The following is a 17,329-nucleotide window of genomic DNA, read 5'->3' as shown; positions in this document are numbered from 1 at the left end:
GCTAATCATCTAGCAATAATTACTTATAAACAATCATTGAGAAATCATTGAAAACCATTAGAAATCAAATGTACCACCCAATTTAAATGTTTGAGGTTCGCCCAGTGTTAAACGCTGTATGAAAAATAAGTATGGTCATAACGGATTGTTGTAAAGCGAATAGATAAGCAGACATCTGAAAGGTTTTAGCTAGTTGCAAAGTAATATCTTTCATTATCAATTAGATACACCAGTAATAACAGATCATTTATGGAACTCAAAATTTGCCTTCTGCTATAAGCTTATTGAGGTGGATGAAGAGCAAATTCATGTTCAACGGTATAACTGAGATTTTTATCGACCATCGGAATGGGTTCAAGTCGCGCAACCAATAGGGATTTTTGTACTTTTTGATCAAAGTTTTTAGAGCCTGAACTTGCAATGAGTTTTGAGCCACCAATATAGCCTGTTGCAGCAATCACTGTAAGCTGTAGTTTGACAGGTTGTTTATATGTTTTCATCTCAGACGCAGACAGCACATATTGCGGTGCATTTACCCAAGAAACTTCATACATTTTCGGTTTTACATGTGGATCAATTACATCTGCAACACGCGTAGGTTGGTATTCTTCTATAGGTGTTTTTAACAATTGCAATAATGCGTTGACCCGAGCATCTGTAGTACGGTCTAGATTGCTTGCAACAACAGACATTTTTGTAGGTTCAGATGCACTTGGAGTGCTATCTGCCCAAGCTAACCCCACACATACGAGTAAAAAAAACGTTAAAACACAAATTCGACGTTTAACCATCTGCTTAAACAATGTTATGACCTTCAAATAAAGACACTTCAGTATAAAACATCCAAAAAATAAAGACGCTTCCGCGCCTTTATATCAACCTCAGTTCGGCCAATGATTCACTTCATTTTGACTGAGCCAAAGCTTTTTCAATATCTTCATTCAATGTTTCAGGCTTGGTCGTGGGTGCATAGCGGTTTAAGACCTGACCATTTTTTCCAATTAAAAACTTCGTAAAATTCCACTTAATGCCATTTCCCAATACGCCTTTCGAGTTATTGGTTAAATAACGGAAAATCACATGCGCTTCTGGGCCTTTTACATTCACTTTGGCAAACATTGGAAAAGATACGCCATAGTTTTTTTGACAAAATGCGCCAATTTGATCATTTGAACCCGGATCTTGTCCGCCAAATTGGTTGCATGGAAAACCTAAAACCTCAAAACCTTGATCTTTATACTGTTCGTAAATTTTCTCCAAACCAGCAAATTGAGGAGTAAACCCACATTTACTAGCGGTATTTACAATTAATAAAACCTTGCCTTCATAATCTGCAAAGGATTTATTACTTCCGTCCAGTAATTCTGCTTCAAACTGGTGAATGGTGGTCATGGATAAGTTTCCTCATCATTTTTTTGTTTTGTTTCTAATTCTAAGGATGCTGAATTAATACAATAACGCAATCCAGTCGGCTGTGGTCCATCAGGGAAAACATGCCCTAAATGTGCGTCACAATGATGACAAACAATTTCTGTTCTGACCATACCGTGTGTCATATCTACATTTTCTTCTACTGCAGCAGGTTCAATCGGCTTATAAAAGCTCGGCCAACCACAACCGCTATCGTATTTTGTTTCAGAAGAAAAAAGCGGTTCCCCGCAACAACGACATACATACGTGCCAGCTTGTTTCGTATTCCAATATTTTCCAGTGAAAGCTTGCTCCGTGCCTTTCTGACGCGTTATGCGAAACTCTTCTGGCGACAATTCTCTTTGCCATTCTCTTTCTGTTTTATTGAGTTTTCCCATGATGACGTCCCTTTATATCGTGGTATTTAAAATAGGATAATCCTATATTTACGTCATTCAATCTTAAATTTCTAGTCTTTATTCAACAATTTACAAAATCTATATAATGACCCAAAAAGCAAAAAGTAAGCAAATATAAAATCGTGGTGAGCAAAATACAAAATTAAATGCTTTTTTGTGAGCACCTTTAGTGATAATCTTAGCGCTACTCTTGCTCAGGATTAAAAAATGTCGCAGAAAAAGAGCGTAATTTTTAAAAATCTGCTGCCCGTGATCAAACAATATCAACAGGCAGGGTTTACGCATGAAAAAATAGTTGCTTTACTCAGAGACGAACATCATCTCGATTTAGTAACGACCGAGACATTTAAAAGCTATTTATACCGTTATGCAAAAGTGACCTCCACTCTTTCCGAGAATATAAAAATGCCGAATACGTTTAACACCCCACGCGAAATTAAGAAATCGTCTAAGCTCGAGCATGTTTGCTACGACATTCGCGGACCTGTGTTACGAGCGGCCAATGAGATGGAAGAGGCTGGTCATAAAATTATTAAATTAAATATCGGCAACCCTGCACCTTTTGGTTTTGAAGCGCCTCAAGAAATTATTAACGATGTGGCACTCAACCTGCCAAATGCAATTGGTTATACCGACTCAAAAGGCATCTTCCCTGCCCGTAAAGCGATTTGTCAGTATTATCAACAAAAAGGCATCTTAAACATGCACGTCAATGATGTGTATGTCGGTAATGGCGTATCTGAACTGATCGTGATGGCAATGCAAGGCTTGCTCGACGATGGCGACGAAATGCTAGTGCCTATGCCAGATTATCCGCTTTGGACAGCAGCAGTTAACCTTTCTGGCGGTACAGCTATTCACTATAAATGTGATGAAGAAAATTTCTGGTATCCAGATATTGCCGACATGGAAAGTAAAATCACCCCGAATACCCGCGGTATCGTGGTGATTAACCCAAACAACCCAACAGGTGCGGTTTACCCACGTCATGTGCTTGAGCAAATTGTAGCTCTTGCGAAGAAATACGACTTAATTTTATTTGCTGATGAGATTTACGACAAGATCGTTTATGACGGCATTGAGCATGTCTCTGTTGCATCTTTAGCAGGCGATCAGCTATGTATTTCATTCAATGGCTTATCTAAAGCGTATCGAATTGCAGGTTACCGTTCAGGCTGGATGGCAATTACAGGCGATAAATCACGTGCGCTAGACTACATTGAAGGTTTAGACATGTTGGCTTCAATGCGTCTCTGTGCCAACCACCAAGCGCAATATGCGATTCAAACAGCTTTAGGCGGTTATCAATCAATTAATGATCTCATCCGTCCGGGCGGCCGTTTATATGAACAACGGAACATTGCTTGGGAAATGTTGAATGATATTCCGGGTGTGTCTTGTGTGAAACCAGAGGGTGCTATGTACTGCTTCCCTAAACTGGATCCTGAAATTTACCCAATTCAAGACGATGAGAAATTCATGTTGGATTTCCTCCGTGCTGAAAAAGTACTTTTGGTTCAAGGTACGGGCTTTAACTGGCCAACACCAGATCACTTCCGTGTGGTGTTCTTGCCTGCTGAAAATGAACTACGTGAAGCACTGACTCGTTTAGGTCGTTTCTTGGCGAAAATGCGTTAATTCATAAGTGCTTTAAAAATAAAAAAACCGTACGTGCTGTACGGTTTTTTTATTACTGTATGCTTAAATTTGATTTCTATTCTGTACTCACACCGTAGCTATCTTTTTGAATAGTTAAGTTTTTAATAATTTATTTTGAGCTTAGACCTTAGTCAAAACTTTAAGATCTGTTGATTTTTCTACAGCATATTCATGTTATTTTTTAACCAATCATAAAAACACATGAGTACAGGATGTTCTCAAACAAAATTAAACTGAGCCTATTTCTCTGTCTAAGCATGTGCCTAGGCATCGGGATATTACGTTTTTCCTATACCGCACTCCTCCCTTCAACCCGTGAAGCATTTGGTTGGAGCCCAAGTTTTGCCAGCATCTTAGGCAGTGCCAATTTGCTCGGCTACTTGATCGGTGCATTTTGGGCCATGAAATTACCCCAAAATAAAAGCATGGTGAGCTATATCCAACTCGCAGCTATTGCAGGAACACTCAGTTTACTCAGTTGTGCATTTTCAGGTTTTTCAGAAATTTGGTACAGCACTTGGCGCGTAATTTCAGGGATCAGTGGTGGATTATTGATGATCCTCTCCCCAAGTGTCGTGGCCCAATGTTCACAGCTTCAAGACCGCTTTAAAATCAACTTTATTGGTTTTAGCGGTATTGGCTTGGGGGTCCTAATGGCAACGCTATTTTTGCCTTACATCCAACAAATGCCAACAAAGTGGGCTTGGTTGATTTTATTTTCTTTTTCAAGCCTGATTTGTATTTTACTCAGCGTGCTTTTAAAAGGTTTTAAATCACAGCTCACAACATTCACCACGATTTCAGCTGCAGAACATAAAGTTGATGGAATTTTCTATTGTCTCTTAATCGTGTATAGCACCAGTGCTTTTGCTTACGTGCCCCATTCATTATTTTGGATTGACTATTTAACTCACACCCTACACCTGAGCCCGATCGGGATCAATTTCAATTGGATTTTATATGGTCTAGGGAGTGCTTTAGGAGCCTTTGCTGCTTACTGCTTAGCACAAAAACTGGGAAATATTAGTGCTCTTAAAATATTGTATAGCAGCTATGTCTTGGCGATTTTTATAGCAATTATTAATATCCATCCACTTTTTACTTTTTTATCTTCTTTTGCTACAGGTTTGCTCAATCCGGCAGTGGTTTTTCTCACCTCTTATACCATTTTGCAAATCTATGGTAGCGCCTATAAAAAGCTATGGAGTATTGCAACCCTGTGCTTTGCATCTATTCAATTGATCGGTGGTTTAAGCTTTAGTTTTTTACAGCGAATCGGTGTTGATTATTCACAGCAATTTATTTTGGCCGCATGCGTACTCTGCATTGGAACACTACAACTCTTTTGGTTTACTCGCACAGCAAAATTGAGCAAAAATACCGTCTAGGTCGATCACAAGACATTCAACTGCATCATCATTCACACATACAAAAGTCATGCATACAAAGAAAAGACCTATATAAATAGGTCTTTTCATTTTGATAAAGAGTGAATGGGCTAAGCTTTTTTCAGCTTTTTCTTTAATTTTTTCAGAGCAGAATTATGCTTTGAAATTTTGTTCAACCTCGCTTTAATTTCCTTTTTAAGTGATTTGGTTTTCTTAGACAAATTCATCTCCTTCTCGTCTACGTATAAAACTTTAATTTCGTTCAATGAGTAAATCGTTTGACCAAATGAACTTTGACTCACAAAGTCTTTAGCCTATTAATGATGTTGTTGACGCTGATTTCGTTGATGTGGCTGTTGTTTCTGTTTCTTCTGATCTTGTTGCTGTTGCTGTTGCTGCTGTTGTTGATCAGATTGTTGGTTTTGTTGATGCTGTTTACGAGACATTTCATTTCTCCTTTTTCATCACAAATATCGCAATGTACTGCTGCTAGGTGTACTTCTACTAAAGGACAACAACCAATGTACCGCTAATTTTCAAGGAACCAAGCCGATAAATGTTTCGAATTACGTCATTGTAAAATTTCTGGAGAATAATTAATTTGAAATCAATCCCCCTCTATTTTCTGCATTACCTAAGTTCACTCGAATAGTGTGGTTTTAAACTTTTGGTAACATGACAAGCATGCCAAACCATCTGATTGATTGCGTGAAGTCATCTTTTTATCTCGTATTTTTAAATGGCTTTGAGTAACCCTTTTTCTGTGTGTTTAATTAATTCCCATAAAAAAGGACTGAATCATTCAGTCCTTTTTTCACCTAGCATTTTTTACACTTAGATTGGCAAATAAACTCAGTCCATATGCTCAATGATGGCTTGTCCAAACTCCGAACAACGCAAGAGTTTTGCACCTTGCATGAGTCGTTCAAAATCATAGGTCACCGTTTTGGCTTCAATGGCACCTGCGATCCCTTTAATAATTAGATCTGCCGCTTCAGTCCAGCCCATATTTCGCAGCATCATTTCTGCAGACAGAATAATAGACCCAGGGTTTACTTTGTCTTGACCCGCATATTTAGGTGCAGTGCCATGTGTCGCTTCATAAACTTGTACCGCGCCACCAATATTGGCACCCGGTGCAATACCAATGCCGCCAACTTCAGCCGCCAAAGCATCTGAAATATAGTCACCGTTTAAATTTAGGGTAGCAATGACTGAATAATCGGTCGGACGCATGAGAATCTGCTGTAAAAAAGCGTCCGCGATCGCATCTTTAATCACGATTTCTTTGCCCGTTTTTGGATTTTTTATTTTGACCCAAGGACCACCATCTAGCAATTCACCACCAAAGCGCTCAAGTGCGACTTCATAACCCCACTCTTTAAACGCCCCTTCGGTATATTTCATGATATTACCTTTGTGCACCAAAGTGACATTCGGCTTATCATTATCAATGGCGAATTGAATAGCTTTACGTACCAAACGCTGAGAACCTTCTTTAGATACAGGCTTAATCCCGATACCGCAATTTTCCTCAAAGCGAATCTTAGTGACGCCCATTTCCTCTTTAAGAAATTTGATCATTTTCTTGGCTTCAGGCGAATCTGCTTTCCATTCGATCCCTGCGTAAATATCTTCTGAGTTCTCTCGGAAGATCACCATGTCTGTACGTTCAGGATGCTGAACAGGTGAAGGAACGCCCTTAAACCAACGTACTGGGCGCACACAGACGTAGAGATCTAATTCTTGACGTAGTGCAACATTTAGCGAACGAATGCCACCACCGACAGGCGTCGTTAACGGCCCTTTAATTGAAACCACAAATTCGCGTAAAGCCTCAAAGGTTTCTTCGGGCATATAGGTGCCATAAATTTTATTGGCTTTTTCACCACAATAGACTTCCATCCATTCTATGGCACGTTTTCCACCATAAGCTTTTTGCACTGCAGCATTCACTACGGTTTTCATCACTGGCGTGATATCAACACCAATACCATCGCCTTCAATAAATGGAATAATTGGATTATTGGGAACATTGAATGATAAGTCTGAATTTACTGTAATTTTTGTCCCATCCACTGGAACGACGATCTTCTGATAACCCATTTTTATGATCCTCCCTGAGAAGCGAGTGAAAAAATAATTGCTGTTTGATAAGACTTTTAATTGCGCTTCACGCATAATACTCTAAAGCAAATCTACCTTTTTTGAGATTTAGATGGGAAATAGCTGCATTTCCCTATTGAATAAATCTTAACCAATTTGAATTATTGTATTTAATAGAAGTTATTTCCTATGAAAATCGTCATCTTAAACAAGCCATATGACGTGCTCTCCCAATTCCGTAAAGACGAAGCGCATATGACCATATCTGACTTCGTGGACGATCCTAGTCTACGTATTGCAGGTCGTTTAGATATGGACTCCGAAGGTTTGGTATTTTTAACCGATCATGGTGGTTTAAATCAGTACATCACCAATCCTGAAAATAAAAAGTTCAAAACCTACTTAGTGCAAGTCGATGGCGACATCACAGAAGAAGCGCTTGAACAATTACGTAAAGGCGTTGAGCTAAAAGATGGTATGACTTTGCCAGCCAAAGCCATTAAAGTGCAACAGCCAGAATGGTTATGGGATCGTGATCCTCCTGTACGTTTCCGTGCAAACATTCCAACCTCTTGGGTTGAAATCCAAATTTGCGAAGGCCGTAACCGTCAAGTTCGTCGTATGACTTCAGCAGTAGGTTTCCCGACTTTACGTTTAATTCGTACACGTATTGGTGCCATCGATTTAGTTCAATTGGGTTTAGAACCAGGTGAAACCAAAGAAATTGAGCCTTTACTGTACCCTGACTTTCAAAATGTACCTGCAGAAGAACCTTACCGTTCGCGCTCTTATGTGAAAAAACCAGGCGGTACAGGTGGTAAGCCAATGGTTCGTAAGAATAAAGATGGCTCAGTGAAAAAGTCAGGTACAAAACGTATCTGGCAAATGGATGAGAGCGAAAAACCCAAACGCCGTACCAATGGCACAACTCGTCCGAATACTAAAGCCCCTCGTGGCCGCGGTCGTAACGGACGTTGATAAAAAGCTTCAAAAATGGCCTACAATCTACGTAGGCCTTTACATTTTTTTATAAACCTAACAATTATTTAAGATTATTTTCATATTTCGACACTATAATAAGTTATAACAATATAAACGTTGATTATTTAAACTTCAAAAATGAGCAGCACATCTACACACAATAGAAGCAAAGTATTAATTATTCATGACAACCGAATTGGACATTTAAATCCCGCTCTCGCTGTGAGTGAAATGATTGAGAAGCGCTTTTATCTACAATCTGAGCAGTTTGCAATTCCTACTTTACCTAAGCGTACAGTGAGCGTTTTTAAGAAACTGTCTAATTTCCCGAATTTGTTTCGCACGCTCGGGCGTTTATACTTTAAATTCTTACCAAGAAATTTAGAGCATACCGACGTTATCGTCTGTTCAGGTATGCCTAATTTAATTTATGCCGCTTATTTATCTCAACGTTTCAATATCCCACTTATTTATGCAGGCGGTACACGTAAATTTAATTGGCGACTTATTGATTGGACTATTACGACGATTCCAGAAGATCATTCTGGTAGACAAATCATTATTCCTACAGGTGCTGTACCTTCTAAAATTACTCGCTTAGCGCATATTCCGTCGAATCATGAAGCATGCCTGTTAATTGGTGGACCGACAAAAGAGTACCCTTTTACCCATCAAGACTTTGAAGAGATGATTCAGCAATTTGTTCAATTCGCAGATCACCATCAAATTCAGGCGTCAGTCGTATGTTCTCGTAGAACACCTGCGTTATCAGAACATGTGATTCAAATGTTAAAAGATAAAAATATTGAGCTTGTGAATACTTGTTCTAAAACTTCTATTTGCGATGTGTTAAAGCGAAGTGAATATATTTTTGTTACTGAAGATAGTGCAACGATGTTATCCGAATCAATCCAAACCGGTCGCATTGTTATTTCAGTTTGTCGTGAATATTCTGAAAAAGATGAAATTATTCAAAATTATTTAGATCTCGAATTAATACAACGTAAAACTATTGGGCAGATTACTGAAGCTGCATATATCAAGCCAAAATTAAATGCTCAACATATTGAACAAATCGTGACTCAACAACTTGCAGAAGATTTGAGGGCAAAATCTCAAGAACTGAGTTTTTATAAATGTCATGCAAAAAAAGCTGTTATCTATTAATTAAAAATTTTATTCGATAGAAATTAAAGCTCAAAATTTTAAAGTAATTTAATACGTTCAGTACATGAATGTTTTAATGACTATGGGCAAGAATAAATGCCGACAAGATACTAATCAATTAGAATTTCAACAATAAAACCCATACGAGTGTATGGGTTTTATCTAACAAGTTAATTAGATTTGCATTAAGCCTTCAACCACTTCTCCGCTTTAGCCTGATCTTCAACTTTAAGTTCAACTTCCGTCAATTCTGAACCTGCCGCTTCTACTTCAAAGCTCATCAACTCATCACGGCGGAATGCCAGTACGGTATAAGTTCCATCTTGCTTGGCATATTTTTCTGCCAATTTAACGGTTGCTTTTAGACCATCAATTGCAATAATCACATCGTTCGCAGACAAGCCAGCTTTTGCAGCTGCACCGTCACGGCGAGCAGACTGAACCAACACACCTTCAGGCTTATCAGCCAGTTTTAAACCAAATGGCAATGATTTGTCATTTTTGAGTGTATAGCTTAAGCCAAACTCAGGGAACAACTGATCTAACGGCAATTCATCTGTAGTATTAATCAAGTGATTGATTTGTTCTAACCAATCATCACCCGTTAATTCATTACATAAATTGAAAATAGTCCGTTCATTCACTTGAATGCCATTTTGCGCATTTGCATATAATTTACGCATTAGGGCATCAAGACTTGAACCACGTAGACGTAAGCCAAGGTCTAAACACAGCGCCACGAGGCAGCCTTTATTATAGTAACTGGTACCTGCATTATTTGAGTTTTCATCCTGACGGTAGAATTTCACCCATGCATCAAAGCTTGATTCAGCAACGGTTTGAATTTCACGACCCGGATTTTGCAAATAGCGATCAATTTGTGCTTTTAAAAGCTTGATATAAGAATCCTGATTAATCACACCGCTACGCAGCAAGATCAAATCATCATAATACGATGTGAATCCTTCAAAAATCCAAAGCAAAGAAGTGTAGCCTTCTTTGTTCAAATCATAATTCACAAAGTTTTCTGGACGGATAAATTTTACCAACCATGAGTGGAAATATTCATGGCTGCATAACCCTAAGAAACGTTGATAATCTGCCGATGGCTCTACAGGTTCATTGGCTTTTGGCAAATCATCACGCGGGCTAATTAAACTTGTACTATTTGGATGCTCTAAACCACCATAGCTATTGGCCGTTGCCATGGTCATAAAGGTATAGTCTTTAAATGGTGCTGAACCAAACATGGAAATTTCTGTCGAACAAATTTTTTCGATGTCTTGCTGCATACGCTGCGCGTTCATAGCATGTTTGCCCGACACCACAAATTCGTGTGGAATGCCGTTGGCTTCAAAACTAAAACGGGTTTGTTCCGCCAGTTCAAACGGTGCATCAATTAACTGAGCATAGTTATCTGCATATAAGGTATAACGACCTTTCACTAAACTTTTTGACTTCAATCCAGTCGCAAGTTGGAAATGCTTTAACTCGGGTGGCAAGAATACTTCAACCTCAATGGCTGTATGTTCTTGGTCAACTAAACCTAAACATGCGCAAGCTGGATTAACGTATAAACGGCTTTGATCAACATAAGCACCACGGACCGACAAATCGAAGGCATATACATCATATTCAACCGTGATCAACTCATGATCTGTATTGAATAAGCGCCATTTATTTTTTTCAAATTTCTCAATTTGTAACAAACGCCCATCTTCATCATAAGCTCGAACAGCTTCGATATGCTTCGAAAATTCTCGGATTAAGTAACTTCCGGGAATCCAAGTTGGCAAAGAAAGCACCTGTGTTGGATTTGCCAAGAAACGTGCAGTGACATGGACTAGATGCTGACGATAATCGTCAAATTCGATTTGATAATGCAACATAATGGGCGATATAAAATTAGTAAAAGATAACTTATCAATTAGATTAACATTTTTTACAACTGAATGCGGAACTGTCGCAATTGTCTACAATTATGACTAGTCAGCAGAAAAAAAAAGGCATAGCATGCCTAAAAATTTTTTCGTTTTACCACCAACGGAATGGTTGGTTAAGGAACCTCATTGAAACACGTGATCTACCTCATCGCGCTGCTTAGTTTTCTATGCTCCACGATAGCAAATGCCGCCCTTTTAAATATTGTCCCTGAAACCGTGGAAGCTGAAGCTTGGACCATTTTAGACCCTCAGTCGGGTCAGGTGATTGCAGAACATAATAGCCATGTTCAGCGTGCTCCTGCTTCACTTACCAAAATGATGGTGGCTTATATTGCTTTAAAGGAAATTAAAGCAGGTCATTTAAAGAAAAATGAAATCCTAACCGCAACCCCAGTTGTACAAGTGGTTCAATGGGATGAATCACAAATGTATCTCAAAGCAGGCGAACAAATTTCAGTTGATCAGCTTTTAGCAGGTCTTGTGGTCATGTCTGCCAATGATGCCGCTGTGACTTTAGCTGAACGCATTTCTGGTGATATTCCAAAATTTATTGAACGCATGAACAAAGAAGCTAAAGCTTTGGGCATGAATGATACCAATTTTCAAAATCCTGCCGGTATTACCATGCCAGAACATTATTCATCGGCGGCTGACCTTGCACGTTTAGGGCAAGCACTTGTTACCGAAACACCTGACTATTTGAATTATTCTAAACAACAAAGTTTTAGTTATAATCACCGTTTCCACCATGCAACTAATATTTTACTCAAACAAGATCCCACCGTTGATGGCTTAAAAACAGGTTTTACTAAAGCTGCAGGTTATAATTTAGCTTTAACAGCCAACCGTTTGATCGCGAATCCTGACGCGCCAGAACGTCGTTTGATTGTTGTGGTATTAGGGGCAAAAAGTGGATTAAAACGTGCAGAAGTAGCACACAACCTCATGAACTTGGCTTATACCTATACACGTAATGAAGTTGCAATCAAAGATAAGCAATTAATTGCAGAATTACCTGTGGTTAAATCAACCTTGAAAATGTTTAAGGTAGAAACTCAACAACCTAAACTGATTACAACTTCACTTTATGATCAAGCTTATGCCATCGATTTAAAAGCGTTTGATCCTACACAGCAACGTATTCTTTTAAATACTGGCAATGGTCAAATTCAAGCCATTGAACCACTTCATGAAACACAGACCAAACTGAGTGTTGAAGTGAATGAAAAAGAACTCACTGCGCCTTTGGCTGAAGTGATGAAATTAGCGACCGTTACGGTTTATCAAAATAACCAACTGATTAATACCTTTGATATTGAAGATGACGTACAAATTGAAGAAGCCAATGTTTTTGAGCGTTTCATGATGTGGATCAAAGGCCTTTTTAGCATCTTTAATACTGATTCAGCAGAAGTTAAAACCTACCCTTTAGGTCAATGATGTGATTATGTAACTTGTAAGACAATTCGTTATTCGTGCAAAAAAGAAGATGGCATACTCGTGCCATCTTCTTTTTTTTCAACAATAATAAAATAGGTAATTCAATGAATAACGCTGATGACTCCAAGTTACACCATATTGTCATTGTCGGTGGTGGTGCCGGTGGTTTAGAACTGGTCACCCAACTCGGTGATTTACTCGGTAAAAAAAAGAAAGCGCGTATTACCCTTGTAGATATGAAACTCACGCATGTATGGAAACCCCTCTTGCATGAAATTGCCGCAGGGACGATGTCGGTTAGCGAAGAAGAAATTAACTACTATGCGCATGCTGCGAAGCATCATTATGAATTTGTCTTGGCTAAGTTTGAAGATGTCAATCCTGCTGAAAAAACTATTCAGCTTAGCAAAGTCCAACAAGGTAAATATGAATCTACTCAAGAACAACTGCAACTGAGTTATGACACCCTTGTTCTTGCTTTAGGCTCAGTTTCCAACGATTTCAACACGCCAGGCGTGTATGAACATTGCCACTATTTAGACAGTCTGCAACAAGCTGAAATCTTCCAACAAGATCTCTTACAGTTGTATTTGGATGCACAAAATAGTAATACAGCACGTGAGTTGAAAATTGCCATTATTGGTGCAGGTGCAACGGGGGTTGAACTTTCAGCAGAATTGGTTGAAGCCAAAAATAATTTTTATAAATATGGTTTAAATAAAATTCATCCTCAAAGCGTACAGATCAATTTGATTGAAGGTGCTGATCGGATTCTGCCTGCACTCCCTGAAAAAATGGCCGAGCATGCACAGCAGCAATTACAACGCATGAAAATTGAGGTCTTAACCACTAAACGTGTGGAAAAAGTCGATGCTGAACATGTTTATTTTAATGATGGAAGCAAAATTAAAGCCGAACTAAAAGTTTGGGCGGCAGGCATTAAAACACCAGAAGTAATTTCTAAACTTGAAGGCTTTGAAAAAGACCGCATGGGGCGTTTAAGTGTATATGCAACATTACAAACTAAGGCACACCCAGATATTTTCGCGTTTGGTGATTGTGCACATTGCCAACCGCGTGCAGATGAGCCTGTCCTCGGCCCACGCGCTCAAGTTGCTAGCCAACAAGCGTCATTTCTCGTGGATTGTTTAAAGGCGCGTATCCGTGGTCAACAACTCCCAATGTTCGTATTTTCAGACAAAGGCCCCCTAGTCTCATTAAGCAAGCATAAAGCGGTTGGTGAACTTTTAGGTCAGGTCAATGTTCAAGGCTTTGTTGCCAAATCAATGTACGTTTCACTTTATCGAATGCATCAAGCCACAATTTACGGCTACGCACATGCAGGACTATTAACGGCTAAAGATTTTGTTACACGAAAAATTGCGCCTAAAATTAAATTGCATTGAAATTTACAGATTTGCCCCGATTAATGAAAAAAGCATCATAAGCATTTAAAAATTGCATTTTTTTGATAAATTTAGTCTACAAAAGTGCAATTTCACTTTATGATGTAACCCTTAAAAAATTGAATGGATCAATAACATGACTGCTATTGCAAATAACTCTGTGGTTTCTTTCCACTACACATTGACTAATGCAGAGGGTGAAACTCTCGACCAATCTCAAGGTGAGCCACTAGCATATTTGCACGGCGCTGGTAACATCATTCCAGGTCTTGAAAAAGCTCTTTTAGGCAAAACAGTTGGTGAAAAATTCACTGTAACTGTACCTGCTGCTGAAGGTTATGGCGAATACAACCCTGATCTCGTTCAAGAAGTTCCTGCTCAAATGTTCCAAGGCGTGGATAACATCCAACCAGGTATGCAATTCCAAGCTCAAACTGATGACGGCGTTCAAATCGTGACAGTTAAAGCGGTTGAAGGCGACAACGTTGTTGTTGATGCGAACTTTCCACTTGCTGGTCAAGATTTAACTTTCGAAGTTGAAATCGTTGAAATCCGTGAGGCTTCTGCTGAAGAACTTGAACACGGTCACGTACACGGTGCAGGCGGTCACCACCACTAAGATCTTCTGATCTCTAGTGCAAAAAGGCAAAGTTTTTACTTTGCCTTTTTTATTGCGCCTGATATAGGTATGCCATATAAGAACTTTTCAAACTATTAAATACAAAAAAGCAGGCCACGGCCTGCTTTTTTAAAACGGATAATTAATTCTTATGAATTAACGACGTTGGTTATAAATCTGCTGCGCTGCAGGTAGATTTTTACGCATCGCTTCAATACGTTGTGAGTTTGATGGATGCGTTGATAAGAATGATGAACCTCCCGCACCTTCAAGCTTATTCATTTTTTCCCAAAGCGTAATCGCCGCTTGTGGGTTATAACCTGCACGTGCCATTAACATTAAGCCACCTTGGTCTGCACGGCTTTCCAAAGAACGTGAATAAGGCAGACCTATACCAATTTGACTACCCAACTGCGCGGCCGCAGTACCCAATTGACCGACATTATTGCCTGCGGCACTTAAACCAATATTCAGCGCAAGATCCGTTAAGGCTTGAGCACCCAATTTACTTTTTGCATGTTCTTCAAGAGCATGGACCATTTCATGTCCCATAACTGCTGCAATTTCTGCATCGGTTAAATTCAGTTTATTGACGATACCTGTATAAAATACAACTTTACCGCCTGGAGCGACAAAGGCATTAACTTGATCAGATTTCATAACCGCCAATTGCCATTGGAACGCTTGACCCGTTTGGTTCATTTGGTCTGCATAAGGACGCAGTTTTTGGAATACAGTATTAATGCGCTTATATGTACTCGAAGAGGTATCGAGCTGATTTTTAGAACGCGCATCTGTCACCATTTTGTTATAACTTTGTGTTGCTTGCGCGTTCAATGTAGCAGTATCCGCTCCTGCCATATCTGCCACTGTCGCACAGCCCGAAATCGTCATTACACCGGCCATACACAGGCTCGTTAGAATTATTTTTTTCATTAAGGATACTCCAGACCATTAAAATATAAGTGAATTTATGGATATTATATTCTTATGGTTTGGAGCTTAAAACGAAGTTATAGCGACTTATAATAGTATTTATGTAATTTTTTTAAGCTGAAAATTGAAGAACCAACCAATAGATTAAACAAACCACATTCAAGCCCAAATACACATGCATTAATGGCTTAATTTTTTCTTCTAACTGCACATTTTTTCGCTTAAAAAATAAGACAGCATTTTGTATCAAAACTATGGGTACAAGAATACAGGCAATAATCACCGACAACCCAATGAGGGCTTGATAAATTAATTGTGGATCTTGAGTTTGGGCACGAATGATCATCATAGCAATAGTGGGTGCTCCCCCCATCGCAAATAATAAAGAATAAAAAATGGTGGTCGAAATATTCTTTTGCATCCTGCACTTCTCTTCCTAATTCAAATTGCATTTTAGCAACTCACCACAAAGTGTATAGCGTACTAAAATGCAACTTTAGTCTTGAAAACCGCAGATATTAACGACGTACACTCGATGGTGTCGCATTTTTATAATATTGTTGCGCTTCCGGCATCATTTTTTGCATAGCAGCAATACGGTCATTATTGCTTGGGTGTGTAGACATAAATTTGCTCAGTGCGTCGTTGCCACTATTATCATTCGCATTCATTTTTTTCCACAATGAAATCGCCGCTTCTGGATTGTATCCAGCCTTTGCCATCATCACTAGGCCACCTTTATCCGCGCGGCTTTCCAAATTACGTGAATACGGTAAGCCCACACCGAACTGACTACCCAAATCAAGCAAGGTTGCACCATAGCCGCCTGCAGCATTGCCTACGTATTGTGAACCTATACTCACTGCAAGATTGGTCAGTGCTGAAGCGCCAATTTTATTTTTTGCATGTTCTTCTAAAGCATGAACCATTTCGTGACCCATGATTGCTGCGACTTCATCATCCGTCAGTTTGAGGGTTTCGACGATTCCTGTATAGAAAACAACTTTCCCGCCGGGTGCAACATAGGCATTGATTTCTTTAGATTTAATAACGGCAACTTTCCAATCAAAAGCCTGACCCGTTTGATTCATCTGATCTGCAAATGGTTTCATTTTCCAGAAAACACGGTTTACTTTTTGATAGGTCGCAGATTTCGTATCGAGCACTTGTTTGGTCTGTGCATCTTTCAGCATTGCGTTATAAGACTGAGTTGCCTGTAAGTTCAATGATGCAGAATCGGCACCTGCAAGATCAGCAATCGTGGTACAACCTGATAAAGAAGCTGCTACGGCAAAGCATGCCAAAGATTTTTTATAATTCATCATGATCTCTAGTTATTTATAAAGAGTGTCAAATATATACAAAAAATTGACTGACTCAATATTTTTATGCTTATTTTTTTCAAAATCTTTATTTTTCCATTATTTAAATTTAATATCTGATGTTACCCCGTAAAAATAATTTCACATTTTTTAAATACTTTTAAGTATATTCGACGGAGTCTTACATCTTGGGTTTAAATACAGGGATTAGACTTCGGCTGGAGGTACACATATGAAACAATGTTTCTCATTAGGCAAAATGAGAAGCGTGCTTCGCAAGGAAACCATCTTGCGGTGCAATGCACCTCACCGACAAAACTCGTTCACTAGTGTCAAATTATTCACAGTATTGCAATAACATTTTTAATTAAAAGTTGTCCTGTCTCAAACACTTGCGGATGACCTTACCGCGTATCATTCTTTTATTTGAATCAAATGGCACTTCGGATGTTACTGCGTTTATCAGTTAATAATACCTGTCATTTTTTGAATTTTTATTCTTCGCCCTATAAAAAAAGCCCCGCTATCGCGAG

The 17,329-nt window shown here is 39.0% G+C and carries 16 protein-coding genes; 7 read left to right on the top strand and 9 right to left on the bottom strand.

From position 1 onward, the window contains the following. Positions 1–281 precede the first annotated feature (281 nt). From FTV27_RS06285 to msrB, 3 genes are all read right to left on the bottom strand, one after another. Positions 282–791 carry an energy transducer TonB gene (locus FTV27_RS06285; protein WP_180023948.1) on the bottom strand — a complete coding sequence of 170 codons (510 nt, stop codon included), beginning with the start codon at positions 789–791 and terminating at the stop codon, positions 282–284. A 112-nt stretch (positions 792–903) separates the two neighbouring features. After that, on the bottom strand, positions 904–1,392 hold the full coding sequence (locus FTV27_RS06280) for a glutathione peroxidase (protein ID WP_078194370.1): 489 nt from the start codon (positions 1,390–1,392) through the stop codon (positions 904–906). Further along, positions 1,389–1,808 (bottom strand): peptide-methionine (R)-S-oxide reductase MsrB, encoded by a 420-nt coding sequence (gene msrB / locus FTV27_RS06275; RefSeq protein ID WP_180077570.1) that lies wholly within the window; start codon positions 1,806–1,808, stop codon positions 1,389–1,391. The genes FTV27_RS06280 and msrB overlap by 4 nt, the downstream gene beginning before the upstream one ends. A 228-nt stretch (positions 1,809–2,036) precedes the next feature. Between msrB and FTV27_RS06270 the strand changes: the two genes are divergently transcribed. Next, positions 2,037–3,467, top strand: a complete 1,431-nt coding sequence (locus FTV27_RS06270) for a pyridoxal phosphate-dependent aminotransferase (RefSeq protein ID WP_078189059.1) — start codon at positions 2,037–2,039, stop codon at positions 3,465–3,467. A gap of 233 nt (positions 3,468–3,700) precedes the next feature. Next, positions 3,701–4,876 carry a YbfB/YjiJ family MFS transporter gene (locus FTV27_RS06265; RefSeq protein WP_180077568.1) on the top strand — a complete coding sequence of 392 codons (1,176 nt, stop codon included), beginning with the start codon at positions 3,701–3,703 and terminating at the stop codon, positions 4,874–4,876. A gap of 317 nt (positions 4,877–5,193) precedes the next feature. Here the strand turns inward: FTV27_RS06265 and FTV27_RS17160 are convergent, their stop codons facing one another. Beyond that, positions 5,194–5,322, bottom strand: coding sequence for a hypothetical protein (locus tag FTV27_RS17160; RefSeq protein ID WP_257229978.1), 129 nt, complete (start codon positions 5,320–5,322; stop codon positions 5,194–5,196). A gap of 406 nt (positions 5,323–5,728) precedes the next feature. Further along, positions 5,729–6,982: an NADP-dependent isocitrate dehydrogenase gene (icd, locus tag FTV27_RS06260; RefSeq protein WP_180004095.1), complete on the bottom strand. Its 1,254-nt coding sequence runs from the start codon at positions 6,980–6,982 to the stop codon at positions 5,729–5,731. A 189-nt stretch (positions 6,983–7,171) separates the two neighbouring features. On the opposite strand from icd, the gene FTV27_RS06255 reads away from it, so the two are divergent. Beyond that, on the top strand, positions 7,172–7,960 hold the full coding sequence (locus tag FTV27_RS06255) for an rRNA large subunit pseudouridine synthase E (RefSeq protein WP_078194376.1): 789 nt from the start codon (positions 7,172–7,174) through the stop codon (positions 7,958–7,960). A 141-nt stretch (positions 7,961–8,101) separates the two neighbouring features. Further along, the gene (locus tag FTV27_RS06250; protein ID WP_078194377.1) at positions 8,102–9,130 is read left to right on the top strand and encodes an ELM1/GtrOC1 family putative glycosyltransferase; all 1,029 of its coding nucleotides are present in this window, start codon (positions 8,102–8,104) and stop codon (positions 9,128–9,130) included. A gap of 185 nt (positions 9,131–9,315) precedes the next feature. On the opposite strand, the gene FTV27_RS06245 is transcribed toward FTV27_RS06250, so the two are convergent. Beyond that, complete coding sequence (locus tag FTV27_RS06245) at positions 9,316–11,019, bottom strand: M61 family metallopeptidase (RefSeq protein WP_180077566.1); 1,704 nt, start codon at positions 11,017–11,019, stop codon at positions 9,316–9,318. Between the two features lie 180 nt (positions 11,020–11,199). Between FTV27_RS06245 and FTV27_RS06240 the strand changes: the two genes are divergently transcribed. From FTV27_RS06240 to FTV27_RS06230, 3 genes are all read left to right on the top strand, one after another. Then, positions 11,200–12,513, top strand: coding sequence for a D-alanyl-D-alanine carboxypeptidase PBP6B (locus tag FTV27_RS06240; protein ID WP_180077564.1), 1,314 nt, complete (start codon positions 11,200–11,202; stop codon positions 12,511–12,513). Positions 12,514–12,617: 104 nt separating this feature from the next. Then, complete coding sequence (locus FTV27_RS06235) at positions 12,618–13,919, top strand: NAD(P)/FAD-dependent oxidoreductase (protein WP_180077562.1); 1,302 nt, start codon at positions 12,618–12,620, stop codon at positions 13,917–13,919. Between the two features lie 136 nt (positions 13,920–14,055). Beyond that, positions 14,056–14,538 carry a peptidylprolyl isomerase gene (locus FTV27_RS06230; RefSeq protein WP_078194383.1) on the top strand — a complete coding sequence of 161 codons (483 nt, stop codon included), beginning with the start codon at positions 14,056–14,058 and terminating at the stop codon, positions 14,536–14,538. A gap of 156 nt (positions 14,539–14,694) precedes the next feature. On the opposite strand, the gene FTV27_RS06225 is transcribed toward FTV27_RS06230, so the two are convergent. From FTV27_RS06225 to FTV27_RS06215, 3 genes are all read right to left on the bottom strand, one after another. Then, positions 14,695–15,474, bottom strand: coding sequence for a M48 family metallopeptidase (locus FTV27_RS06225; RefSeq protein WP_078194384.1), 780 nt, complete (start codon positions 15,472–15,474; stop codon positions 14,695–14,697). Between the two features lie 112 nt (positions 15,475–15,586). Next, positions 15,587–15,895 (bottom strand): hypothetical protein, encoded by a 309-nt coding sequence (locus FTV27_RS06220; RefSeq protein WP_078194385.1) that lies wholly within the window; start codon positions 15,893–15,895, stop codon positions 15,587–15,589. A 97-nt stretch (positions 15,896–15,992) separates the two neighbouring features. After that, positions 15,993–16,796 carry a M48 family metallopeptidase gene (locus FTV27_RS06215; RefSeq protein WP_078194387.1) on the bottom strand — a complete coding sequence of 268 codons (804 nt, stop codon included), beginning with the start codon at positions 16,794–16,796 and terminating at the stop codon, positions 15,993–15,995. Between the last annotated feature and the right edge of the window lie 533 nt (positions 16,797–17,329).

The sequence above is a fragment of the Acinetobacter sp. YH12251 genome (assembly GCF_013417465.1).
Taxonomy (GTDB): domain Bacteria; phylum Pseudomonadota; class Gammaproteobacteria; order Pseudomonadales; family Moraxellaceae; genus Acinetobacter; species Acinetobacter amyesii.
Note: the sequence above shows the minus strand (reverse complement) of the source record. Positions and strands in the feature narration are given on the sequence as shown.